At 67.1% G+C, this 11967-nt stretch carries 10 protein-coding genes; 4 read left to right on the top strand and 6 right to left on the bottom strand.

The genetic code is table 11. The features are described from left to right. Positions 1–41 precede the first annotated feature (41 nt). Positions 42–920 (top strand): glutamate racemase, encoded by an 879-nt coding sequence (murI, locus tag FV226_RS09260; protein WP_147762683.1) that lies wholly within the window; start codon positions 42–44, stop codon positions 918–920. Positions 921–941: 21 nt separating this feature from the next. Here the strand turns inward: murI and FV226_RS09255 are convergent, their stop codons facing one another. The 5 genes from FV226_RS09255 to FV226_RS09235 form a co-directional block, all read right to left on the bottom strand. Then, the gene (locus FV226_RS09255) at positions 942–2513 is read right to left on the bottom strand and encodes a PepSY-associated TM helix domain-containing protein (RefSeq protein WP_147762682.1); all 1572 of its coding nucleotides are present in this window, start codon (positions 2511–2513) and stop codon (positions 942–944) included. Positions 2514–2524: 11 nt separating this feature from the next. Continuing rightward, the gene (locus tag FV226_RS09250; RefSeq protein WP_147762681.1) at positions 2525–4882 is read right to left on the bottom strand and encodes a TonB-dependent siderophore receptor; all 2358 of its coding nucleotides are present in this window, start codon (positions 4880–4882) and stop codon (positions 2525–2527) included. A 319-nt stretch (positions 4883–5201) separates the two neighbouring features. Further along, positions 5202–7031 carry a hypothetical protein gene (locus FV226_RS09245; RefSeq protein WP_147762680.1) on the bottom strand — a complete coding sequence of 610 codons (1830 nt, stop codon included), beginning with the start codon at positions 7029–7031 and terminating at the stop codon, positions 5202–5204. Between the two features lie 34 nt (positions 7032–7065). Then, positions 7066–7332 (bottom strand): hypothetical protein, encoded by a 267-nt coding sequence (locus FV226_RS09240; protein WP_147762679.1) that lies wholly within the window; start codon positions 7330–7332, stop codon positions 7066–7068. A 159-nt stretch (positions 7333–7491) separates the two neighbouring features. Further along, entirely contained in the window at positions 7492–7686 is a 195-nt protein-coding gene (locus FV226_RS09235; RefSeq protein ID WP_147762678.1) for a hypothetical protein, read from the bottom strand. Positions 7687–8244: 558 nt separating this feature from the next. On the opposite strand from FV226_RS09235, the gene frc reads away from it, so the two are divergent. The 3 genes from frc (at position 8245) to FV226_RS09215 (ending at position 11111) form a co-directional block, all read left to right on the top strand. Beyond that, a complete protein-coding gene (frc, locus tag FV226_RS09230) occupies positions 8245–9522 on the top strand; it encodes a formyl-CoA transferase (protein WP_147762677.1) in 1278 nt (425 codons plus the stop codon). Positions 9523–9789: 267 nt separating this feature from the next. Continuing rightward, entirely contained in the window at positions 9790–10722 is a 933-nt protein-coding gene (locus FV226_RS09225) for a methionyl-tRNA formyltransferase (protein ID WP_147762676.1), read from the top strand. A 146-nt stretch (positions 10723–10868) separates the two neighbouring features. Next, positions 10869–11111, top strand: a complete 243-nt coding sequence (locus tag FV226_RS09215) for a hypothetical protein (RefSeq protein ID WP_147762675.1) — start codon at positions 10869–10871, stop codon at positions 11109–11111. Between the two features lie 58 nt (positions 11112–11169). Here FV226_RS09215 and FV226_RS27930 read toward each other — a convergent pair. Further along, positions 11170–11967 (bottom strand): hypothetical protein (locus FV226_RS27930; RefSeq protein WP_187278724.1); only part of this gene is annotated, 798 nt, incomplete at its 5' end.

Below are 11967 nucleotides of genomic sequence, written 5' to 3'. Positions count from 1 at the left end.
GCCCAAGACTGCGAGGCTCTGATGCTGGGGTACGCGTTCTGATGCGGATCGATCTGATGGCCGGAGCGAGCCTGTCGGCCGCCGTCCTGCGCGGGGCGCCCGAGCCCACCATCCTTGTGTTCGATTCCGGCCTCGGCGGGTTGACGGTGCTGGAGCAGGTGCGCCGCGCCCGTCCCGACGCGCGATACGTCTACGCCGCCGACGACGCCGCCTTCCCCTACGGCCGCCTGTCGGAGCCGGTCCTGGTCCAGCGCGTGCTCGACGTGATGGCACGCCTGATCGCGACGCACCGACCGGACCTCGTAGTCATCGCGTGCAACACCGCCTCGACGCTGGTGCTGCCGGCCCTGCGCCAGCGCTTCCCGACGCCCTTCGTCGGCGTGGTGCCGCCGATCAAGCCGGCGGCCGAGACAAGCCGCTCGCGCCTCGTCACGCTGCTGGCGACGCCCGGCACCGTCGCCCGCTCCTACACCCGCGACCTGATCGCGACCTACGCCGCCGCCTGCTCGGTTACGTCGGTCGGCTCGCACCATCTGGCCAACTACGCCGAGGCGGAGCTCGCCGGCACGCCGGTGGACGACGCGGCGATCGCCGCCGAGATCGCGCCGTGCTTCGTCACCGCCGAGGACGGCCGCCGGACCGATGTCGTCTGCCTCGCCTGCACGCATTATCCGCTGCTGCGCCCGCGCTTCGAGCGGCTCGCGCCCTGGCCCGTCACCTGGATCGACCCGGCCCCGGCCATCGCCCGCCGGGTGACGCAGCTGCTCGGTAGCACCCCGCGCGACGCGCGCTCCGACGAGGGCCCAGTGCTCGGCGCCTTCACCGGCGGCGCCACGCTGACCGAGGCCTTGCGCGCCTCGCTCGACCGGCGCGGCATCCCCTCGGTCGGCGTCGACCCGATGCCCCTGGCGCTGCAGTAGCGCCGTCTTCCGACCCTTCGATCAGGGCTGTGCCGCGGCGACCGCCCTGGGCCGCGGCCGCTCGACGACAGTGCGGCGGTTGAGCCCGGCGGCCTTGTAGGCGGCGAAGGCGAAGGCGGCGCCGAGCCCGAGCAGCGCTAGGTCGAACCCGTAGAACGCCGCGTCGCCCGCGCGTAGGCTCGCGACGAGGTGACGACCGGTGGTGAGCCCGCCGACGACCGGCACCGCAGCGAGCAGGGCCGCCGCGGTCGCGAGCATCGCCGTCCAGCCGGCGCGCGGCGTTAGAACCAGAGGCACCAGGGCGGCGACGACCCAGGCGGCGAAGAAGGCCGTCACCTCCGTCTCCTTGCGCTCGGCGATGCCGAGCGGCAGCAGACGGTTCGCCAGGAAGTAGCAGGCGATGGCGATCGGCAGGCCGGCGATCGTGCAGACGTTGAGTGCCTGGACCAGCCGCAGGCCGAGATGCGCCCTCGCCCCGCTGCCGGGCTTCGGTACCCGCGCCACGGTCCACAGGATCAGTCCGGTCGCCACCATGGTCGCGCCCATGACGCCGCTGAGGAAGAACAGCACCCGCAGGGCCGGCCCTGCGAAATGCGCTTCGTGCAGGCCGACCATCGTGGTGAAGGCGCCCGCCGCCGGACGCATCGGCCCCAGAGTCTCGATCACCGCGCCGGTTGTGCCGTCGAACGCCACCTGCGGGTGCCGGTGCATCAGGCCGTGCGGCTCCTCGAACACTGCGACGACTACGGCGTTGGCGTCGCCCGGGTTCTGCACCGTGATCCGCTCCAGCGGCTCGGCGTTCATCGCCAGCGCGCGCTCGACCATTGGCCCGAGGGGTGCCAGCGGCGTCGGCCGTCCGGCGGGGGGCCGCGTAGCGGTGATCTGGCCGGATTCCGCGTAGAAGGCCTGGGCGTCGCCGTGATAGGCGGTTGTGACGCCCCAGGGCATGTACATCACGCAGAGCGTGACGATGCCGGTGTAGGTGATCATAAGGTGGAAAGGCAGCGCCAGCACGCCGGTGACGTTATGCGCATCGAGCCAGCCGCGCTGCGCCGACTTGGCGTGACGCCGGAAGGTGAACAGGTCGGCGAAGATCCGCCGGTGCGTGACGATTCCGGAGACCAGTACGACGAGCATGATCATCGCGCAGATGCCAACAACCCAGCGACCCCACAGGGGCGCCATGCTCAGCTCGAAGTGGAAGCGGTAGAGGAAGTCGCCGCCGCGCGTATCGCGGACCGAGGCTGGCGCGCCGGTCGCGGGATCGAGCGTCGCCTGGCCCGGCGGCGTGCCGGGCTTGCGACGCCAGAACAGGTCGAGGGTCGGCCGGTCGGGGCTCGGCAGGGTGATGAACCAGCTGCGCGCGCCCTTCGCATGGGTGTCGAGATGGAGGCGGGCGAGGTCGGCGGCGTGGCCGAGGGCGGCCGGACTCATCGGAGCCGCGGCCTTCAGCTCCGGCCGCATCCATTGCGAGATCTCCGAGCGGTAGTAGCTCGCGGTGCCGGTGACGAAGACGGCGAACAGCACCCAGCCGACCACGAGGCCGGACCACGCGTGCAGCCACGCCATCGATTGCCGGAAGCCGGTTCGCATGGTCTCGCGCCCTACCAGCGGTAACGCAGCGTGGCGTAGACCGTGCGCGGCAGCCCGTAATAGCAACTGGTGTAGCCGTTGCAGCCGCTGACGTAGGTCTCGTCGAGGAGGTTGGTGGCGTTCACCTGCACGGAGAAGCCGGCCAGCGTCGGGTCGAGGTTGCGCAGGTCGTAGGAGGCCGTGGCGTCGACGAGCACGCTTTCGGGCACCTTGAAGGTGTTGGCCGCGTCGCCCCAGGAGGTGCCGAGGTAGCGGACGCCGCCGCCGAATTCCAGGCCGAGCAACGGCCCGTCGAGGAATCGGTAGGTCGCGAGCAGCGAGGCGGTGGTATCCGGAACCAACACCGGCCGCCGGCCCTGGAGCGGGACCGTCTGCCCGGTGAGGTCGTTGGCGGTCCGGCCGTCGTCCCGGACGTTGCGGATGTCGAGGAGCGAGAAGCCGCCGATCAAGGTGATGCCCTCGGTGAGGTTCGCCCGCGCCTCGAACTCGACCCCCTGCACGCCGACCTCGCCGGTCTGCAGCACGAAGCCGGTGGGGCGGCCGAGCGTCGTGTCGGCGGTGGTCCGGTTCGACTGGCGGATGTCGAAGACCGATGCGGTGAGCAGGATGTCGGTACCCGGCGGCTGGTACTTGATGCCGGCCTCGTACTGGTCGCTCAGCTGCGGGTCGGGGATGCGCCCGACCGTGCCGAAGGCCGTGTCGAACACTCGGCCGGCGACGATCGGCTCGAAGGCCTGGCTGTAGGACACGTAGGGCGCGACGCCCGAAGGGAACAGGTAGAGCAGGCTCGCCCGGCCGGTGAAGGCGTCGGAGGGCGCGTCCTGCAGCGTCAGCGTGCTGCCGGTGGCGGTGAAGCTGCGGGTCGGCCCGGACTGGCGGGCGACATCGTAGCGTCCGCCGAGGGTCAGGATCAGGCCGTCGACCTTCATCTGGTCCTGGAAGTAGACGCCGGTCTGCTGCGCGTCGATGCGCGAGGTGGTGGTGAAGGCCGGGAACGGGATGTTCATCGCGTAGTTCGGCGCGAGCACGTTCAGGTCGGGCGCGTTCGGAAACGGCGTCCCGCTGGTGCGCGTGCTGAAGGTGCGGTGGTCCACGCCGAGCAGCGCCGTGTGGGCGATCGGACCGGTGTCGAAGTTGGCCACGACGTTCGAATCCAACGTGTAGGCCTCGGCCGCGACGACGTTGCCGATCACTGCGCGCGGCAGCAGCGGGCCGCTGGCGAACGGGCCGTTTCGCGGGTTGAACGCGCTGTAGACGCTGCGATAATCGCCCTGCGTACGCAGGTAGCGTCCGGCCGAGTGGAAGCGCAGGTTCTCGTTGAAGCGGTGGTCGAACAGGTATTCGATCGAGGCCTGGGTCCGGTCCGAGCGCTCGACGCTTTTGTCGCCGTCGTAGAAGTTGACCGGCAGGCGCCCGATCACGCCGTTGCCGAAGTCACGCGGGAACACCGTGCCGACCGCCGGGAAGCCACCGTAGAAGCCAGAGAACGGGTCGCGCTGGTAGTTGCCGATGATCGTGAGCTGCGTGTCGGTCGAGGCCCGCCAAGTCACGCTCGGATTGACGAAGGCGCGCTCGACCCGCGTCGTGTCCACCGGGCCGTCGCCGTTCCAGCCGGAACCGACGATGCGGTAGGCGAACTGATCGGCGAGCCACGGCACCTCGGACTGGATCGGCCCGCCCACGTCGACGCCGCCGCGGACCTCGTTGAAGCCGCCGCCCTGGACGAAGACTTCGCCGTGCCGGACGAATTGCGGGATCTTCGAGACCAGGTTGACGATGCCGCCAGGCCCCGACTGCCCGTACAGCACCGAGGCCGGCCCCTTGATCACGTCGACCCGCTCCAGCCGATAGGGGTCGATGGTGGCGTTGGCGTCGCGGCCGGCGATGAGTGCCATGCCGTCGAGGAAGATCGGCGCGTTGAACCCACGGATCAGGAACTGCTCCAACCGGGTCGAGCCGGCGCCGCCGCGCTGCTCGGTGGTGACGCCGGGCGTGTAGCGTAGGGCCTGGTTCACGGTGAGCGCGTTCTGGTCCTCGATCTGCTTGCGCCCGATCACCGAGATCGACTGCGCGGTCTCGATGATCGGCGTATCGGTCTTGGTGGCGACGGTGCTGCGGCTGGCGACGTAACCGGGGACCGCACCGGACGCACCGCCCGATCCGTAGAGCGTGCCGCCGAGGCTGCGGCCGGCGCCCTCGCCGGTGACGCTGAGCTCGCCGAGCTCGATGTCGGTCGTCGGCGCGGTCTGCGCCGAGGCGGCCGACGGCGACAGGATCGCGCAGGTCGTGGATAGTAGAGCCAGCCCCAGTACGGTGCGGAACGGGCGCACGGAAGCTGGCCCTGCGGCGCACGGGCAGTAATGAATCATCTAGTTGATCCCAGACGCGACACGTAACGACGAAGACCCGCGACATGCACTTGCGCATCACGGCGGCGTGATCGGCTTATCGTTAAGTTCTCGCCCCAGCACAATTTCTATCTTGTGGAAGCGTTCCAGAGTAACTTCGAAAGGTTCCAGGCTATCTCGACGTGCACGGTCACGCGGGATGACGATGCACAGGGGCGTGGGCGGTTTCGTGCGCTCTGCATGCCCAGACAGGATGGTGCCCGCGACGCAACTTGCCGGTGCATAAGCTGCCAGGCTGTGTTCAATCGGTGACACCTCGCGGGCGCCTGGTCGCCTCAAATCAGGCCGGCGGCGACGCCCGCTTGGGGTCGACCCAGGCGCCCAGCGTCTCGGTGCGCGCCTGCGACAGGATTTCCGTAGGCGCTTCAGCGCACGGAGTCCCCTCCGGATTGTCGGCCCCAAAGGCGGCGAGCGCCACGCGGGTCTCGGGGTCGGCGCAGGCGCGCGCGAACGCCGCGCGGTCGAGGCAGGTGAGGCGCCCAGTCTCGAAGCAGGCGTAGACCAGGCCGGAGCCGGCTTCCGCGAAGCGGACCGAGCGGAGGCGCCGGGCGCATTGGCGCAGGAAGCCGGTGTTCCGTTCCGGCGCCAGGGCGGCGGCGTCCGGGTAGACCTCCGCCGGTGAGAGCGCGTCGATGTTAATCTTGGTGTAGCGGGCGATGTCGATCAGGTAGCCGGCGTTGAGGACGGTCAGGTTGCCGTTCTCGCCGAAGGCGACGGTGCGCGGGCGTTCGCCAAGCGGCACGCTGTTGTCGAGGAACTCGTAATACACCTGCTTGTCGGCCTTGGCCGCCCAGGTGAAGAACAGCTCCGGCATTCCGGTGAAGGCCTCGACGTTGTGGGCGAGGAGGTCGTCCACCGCCTTGTAGCGACCGAAGATCCGTCCGCGGATCCAGGCGCGTTCGACCGTCGCGTCAGGCGGCGTGATCATGAACAACATGAAGACGCGGTGCCCGAAGCGGGTCAGCAACTGGCTACCGTCCTGCGTACGGGAATCGGCGTTGAAGCTGTCGAACCGGAACCGGTCGATCAGCAGATGCGACATCCGCCCCTCGCGGGCCTTGCGCGCCATGTAGCGATCGAGCTTGCGATCGACGATCTCGACCTCGTGCCCGGTGAGCGTGCCGGCATAGCCGATCGCGTCGCCGATCGAGTCGTAGTCGAGCAGGAACTTGCGCCAGATGTCGGGGGTGATCACCGCGAAGTCCGACCAGGATTCGCCGAGCCGGCGGGCCAGAGCGCGCTGCAGCGGGCGCATTGTGCTCTTGCCCGAGGCCGAGGCGCCCTTGACGTTCATCACGATCGGCGCCGCCTGCGCGCGGACCGGAACGTAGCCTTCGCGCGCCACGGCCTCGGCGAACCACGGCTCGATCAGGCAGCCGATGCGGCGGCTGCCCTCGTCATTGGCCACGAGCGTGGTAGCAAGGCTCGCGAGCAAGCTGCGATCCCCGATGAGCTTGCCCCGGTGCCGGACGATCCCCGACACAACCCTGTGAAGCGCCGCGCTCGCCACCTGCTCGAGGGCATCCTCGCCCTGCCCGGCGCGGACGCACCAATCGGCGCAGTTGGCCAGCACACGCTCTTCAGGAGACCGCCCGTCAACGGGCGGCGGCTCCGGCCGCGGCGCTAGGCCCAGCACGTGGCGCCAGGTTTTGGGCGTTGCCGGCGCCGGAGCGGGCGGCGCGAACGCCGCGTCGAGCTCAGCCGTGATGCGGGTGCGCGCCGCCTCCGCAACGGCGCTCAGAGTCTCAGCGACGGCCGCCGCGTGCGGTGCGACCGCGTCGGCGAGGATGTGCGCGACGATCGCACGGAAGTTGACGCCAAGGTCGCCATAGGTCTCGCCGACCGGGACCGAGAGGTCGGCCATCACCCGGATCAGCACCTCGTGGACGACGAGGCGCTCGGGCCGGAAGGCGACGATTTCCGGCATCGGCAGGCCGGAGAAGGCGGCGAGTTCGACCGCCTCGGCCAGGGGCGTCGCAACGTTCTCGGGCCGGTACAGGGTGGTCAGCGCGAGAAAGCGCCGTGGCAGCGTCGATTCGATACCGGGATTCCACGGCCCGCGCTCGACGACGCCGTCGTCCGGCAGCGCATACCCGGCCGCCGCGTTCATCGCACCACGGCCAGACCTCGCACGGGACCGAGGCTCAAGCCGCCTCGGCCGAAGCCCGGAACAGGCTGGCGCAGCCCGAGCCACGATGCATGCTCAGGATCGAGGCCCGGTCGATCTCCGGGTGCGCCGCGAGCACGTGGCGGACGCAATCGACGACCTTCTCGTACTGCGATGCCTCGTAGTTGCGCTCGAGCGGGCTCACCGCGATGTAGGTCTCGACGACCAGCACCCGCTCGGCACGCTCCTGCGTGACCTCGACGGCGATCCAGGATGACTTGATCAGGCGGGAACTCGAAAGCATGGGCGTACCTCCGTCGGTCTGCGCTTGTTTGCCGAGCGCCGTTTGATCGGGAGGATGAACCCGTATTCCGTCGCTGCCAAGGGGCGCGAACGCGGAAGGTGTCGCCAGCACCGGGAACCTACGGCTTGGCGGCAATGGCCAAGCGTGACGTCCGCCCGGTCAGTCGAAGTCACCGACCGCCGACATCACCTGATCGAAGATGAGCTGATCGCCGAGCCAAACGATCAGCGACAGGAGAAGCCCGAGGCCGGCGATGTAGAGGATCGCGAACAGGTCGGCGTTGTCGCGACGCATCGACAGCACGAGCCATGCGAAGGGAATCGACTGGACGGCCAAGGCGGCGGGAACGTTCATCGCACGGCTCCGCAAGAAACCGTAAGGTGCCATGCATTCGTATGGCGGAATAGGCCGATATTCGATCGTGATTCCGAAATCTGATCAATTTTCGATGAGGCATTCTGCAGTTGTGAGACATCAGGCCGGTCGTTGGACGAGCGAAGACCGTGCAACCGAAGACATCGGGCCGGACGAACATCGCGCCGTGGGTCACGTCGTTTGGCATATTGCATGCCATCGTCACTTCGGCCATCCTGCGGGGCAACGGCCGACAAGGCCGACTTAGACGAAGCAACAGGGATGGAGCGTCGCAATGCCCCTCGGGCGCCATCAGGGCTGCCTGCCTTTCGGGCCGCAGGGCTTCCCATCTGCGTGCCTTCGGGCCGCGACGCGCGCTGAGCCGCGCACCGGCCCTAGCCAGAAGCGCGGCTTGGCCGAAGGCGGACTTTTATTGACTTGACCATTGGCGAGCGCGCCCGGCAGGCATGAGGCCTGACGGGACCGCGGCCCGACACCTTCGAAGCCGAGCGGCATCGCCGGTATCCCGACCCACCTGGAACGATCAGAGACAGACCCATGAGCAAGGCCCTGGAAGGCGTCAAAATCCTGGACTTCACCCACGTCCAGTCCGGCCCGACCTGCACGCAGTTGCTCGCGTGGTTCGGCGCCGACGTGATCAAGGTCGAGCGTCCCGGCGCCGGCGACGCGACGCGCGCGCAGCTTCAGGACGTTCCTGATGTGGACAGTTTGTATTTCACCATGCTGAACCACAACAAGCGTTCGATCACCCTCGATTCGAAGACGGCCAAGGGCAAGGACGTGCTCTGGCGCCTGGTGAAGGAGTGCGACGTGCTCGTCGAGAACTTCGCCCCCGGCGCGCTCGCCCGCATGGGCCTGACCTGGGAGAAGATCCACGAGGCCAACCCGCGCATGATCCTGGCTTCGGTGAAGGGCTTCGGTCCCGGCCGCTACGAGGATTGCAAGGTCTACGAGAACGTCGCCCAGTGCGCCGGCGGCTCGGCCTCCACCACCGGCTTCCGCGACGGCATCCCGATGGTGACCGGCGCGCAGATCGGCGATTCCGGCACCGGCCTGCATCTCGCGCTCGGCATCGTCACCGCCCTGTTCCACCGCACCGTCACCGGGCTGGGCCAGAAGGTCGACTGCGCCATGCAGGACAGCGTGCTCAACCTCTGCCGGGTGAAGCTGCGCGACCAGCAGCGCCTCGATCACGGCCCGCTCACCGAGTACAGCCAGTTCGGCGAGGGCATCCCGTTCGGCGACTCGACCCCGCGCGCCGGCAACGATTCCGGCGGCGGCCAGCCCGGCCGCATCCTCAAGTGCAAGGGCTGGGAGCACGATCCCAACGCGTACCTGTACTTCATCACCCAGGCCGCGGTCTGGGCGCCGATCTGCGACATCATCGGAGAGCCGGACTGGAAGACCGATCCGGGCTACGCCACGCCCAAGGCGCGCCTGCCGCACCTGAACGAGATCTTCACGCGCATCGAAGCCTGGACGATGAAGCACGACAAGTTCGAGGCGATGGACATCCTCAACGCGTACGACATCCCCTGCGGCCCGATCCTGTCGATGAAGGAGATCGCCGCCGACGAGTCCCTGCGCAAGACCGGCACGATCGTCGAGGTCGAGCATCCCACGCGCGGCACCTACCTGACCGTCGGAAACCCGATCAAGCTCTCGGCGAGCCCGAGCGAGGTGACCCGCTCGCCGCTGCTCGGCGAGCACACCGACGAGATCCTCCGCAGCGTCCTCAAGTACACCGACGCCGAGGTGGACGAGATCGCGAATTCAGGCGCGGTCGGCCGCATCGAGAAGATCGCGGCGGAGTAGGCGGTCGCCGAAAAACGGCGGATTCGTTCCTGCACTTCTATCGATCCATCTACACGGACCGGCATTTGCCCAACCACTGACACCGACATCCCGAGGGGCCCGCGACAGCGGACCTCGACGGTGCCCTCCGGCGGGCGCGCGACGACCGGAGCCCTCCTTGGGGGCTTGCCGCCTCGCGAAAGCGCCTCGGGACGAGGTGGTGGGCAGGATCGGCGGTCGAGCAGAGTCCGGGGCGGACCGTCCCATCGCGACGACAACGAGGCTTCCATGCGCATCGCCTTCATCGGTCAGCAGGATTTCGGCAAGGCGGTGCTGGAGGCCTTCCTGAAGCGCGGCGACACGGTGGCCGGCGTGTTCTGCGCCCCCGAGAAGGAGGGCGCCAAGCCCGACGTGCTGAAGACCGCCGCCCTCGAGCAGGGGCTGCAGGTGTTCCAGTTCCCGAGCCTGAAGAGCGCCGAGGCGGAGGCCGCCATGCGCGGGCTCGACGCCGACATCGGCGTGATGGCCTACGTGCTGCAGTTCGCGCCGCAGGACTTCGTCACGATCCCGAAGCACGGCACGATCCAGTACCACCCCTCGTTGCTGCCGCGGTATCGCGGGCCGTCCTCGATCAACTGGCCGATCGCCAAGGGCGACACCCGGACCGGGCTGACGATCTTCCGCCCGACCGACGGCCTCGACGAGGGCCCGGTCATTTTGCAGAAGACCTGCGACATCGGCCCCGACGACACGCTGGGCGACGTCTACTTCAAGAGCCTGTTCCCGATGGGCGTCGCGGCGATGCTGGAGGCGGCCGACCTCGTCGTCGCCGGCCGGCACATGGAGGTCGACCAGGACGAGGACGCGGCGAGCTACGAGGGCTGGTTCCGCGCCCGCGAGGCGGCGATCAACTGGGCCGCCCACGCCAACCAGATCTACGACCTGATCCGCGCCGCCAACCCCGCCCCCGGCGCCTGGACAACGATGAACGGCGCCAAGCTGCAGATCTTCGACGCGCGGCTGCACCCGGTGCGGGCGCTCGGCGGCGTGAAGGGCAAGGTCGGCGAGGTGATCGCGGTCGGCGACGAGTCGATCCGCGTCACCGCGCAGGGCGGCCAGATCGAGATCTTCAAGGTGAAGCCGGAGGGCGGCAAGAAGCTCTCCGCGGCGGAGTTCGCCCAGGACGGCGGCTTGAGCGTGGGCACGATTCTGGGCGGCTGAAACGCGTGGGTCGTCGCCCCATCCCGTCGGCTGCGATCAGCCGGCGGGTCTTTCGCGTTCGATCGCATCGAGAAGGATCGCGCTGATCCGGGCCTGCCAACCCGGTCCGCCTGCTCGGAAATGAGCTGGTGGTGAAAACCTGACGGATGGAACCCACCACGAACGTCCGCGATGGGTGGGAGGCAGGCCGTCTGCTCTTGAGCGAGTGTTATCTTAAAGCAGACTTTGGTAAAAGCGCCGGCGCGGCTTGTCCGGTAGAACATAAATGCGTGTTGGCACTGCCGCATCCTTATCATGTCCTTGTTGTCGGCCACGAAGCCGAGGCCTTTAAGACCGTCTACGATCCGCCTCAGGCGTTCAGCTTCTTGCTCGCAGAGAGCTTGCACTAGCAACTTCGGGAAACCAACGTGACCTTAACAGCCGTTAGTCCACCCGGCGGAGGACCCTCTAATGCCTGCTCACCAAAATCGAAAATAATGCCGCAAGGCTAAATCCCTTGGCATCAGCACCGATAAACGCGGTGTACGACGCGATAAAATGGATCGTCAGGATCGCAACGAGCCCCCTGGAAAAAAGATAGTAGACCCCCTCCACGTCCGAGGTCTTTCGGGTTGGATTTGGGCCCCAGGCCGCGCTCATGTGGCCGGGCGAGGTGATCGTCTTGATTGCAAGTATGAAAAACATCACGATCCAAACCGCGTCAGATATGATGTTCGAACGTTCATGTCCGATCTGCTCGGGAAACCAGGGCGCGTGCGGGATGTAGGACGTAATTTCACTAGGCCATCCGAATAGCTTTCGACTTGTCCAAAGGAGAAAGCTAATTACTGCAATCTTTGTGATTACATTAATTTTATCAGACGCTCCATAAAAAACCTTCCGAAACAGCCATCGGCCGACCTTGCTGCTAAAGCTAACAGCCTTGTCTTTTGGCCGTAGAGCCGACGCGTCTTTTATAGCGGCTGGCCCAAGCAGGAAGGTCAAACCTACATACCCGAGCGCATGCAGTATCCAGTCGTTCTGACCTGAGTAAAAATGATACAGGGCAGGCAGCATGACGACAGTTGTCCAGCATGCGGCTGAAACTTTACTTGCAACGGTGCCGACGTCCTCGACAGGACCATTGAACAAATTGTACAGCCTTTTATCAAGAAACGCGCCCATGATGCTGCTTGGGTCTTGGCCTAAAGCATCAGATTTTGAATAATACTGCAAATCAAAGAAATAAAAATATAAATATAATAT

This window comes from Methylobacterium sp. WL12 (genome assembly GCF_008039475.1).
Lineage (GTDB): Bacteria > Pseudomonadota > Alphaproteobacteria > Rhizobiales > Beijerinckiaceae > Methylobacterium > Methylobacterium cerastii.
The sequence above is the reverse complement of the archived record's forward strand: the minus strand, read 5'-3'. Positions and strand labels throughout refer to the sequence as shown.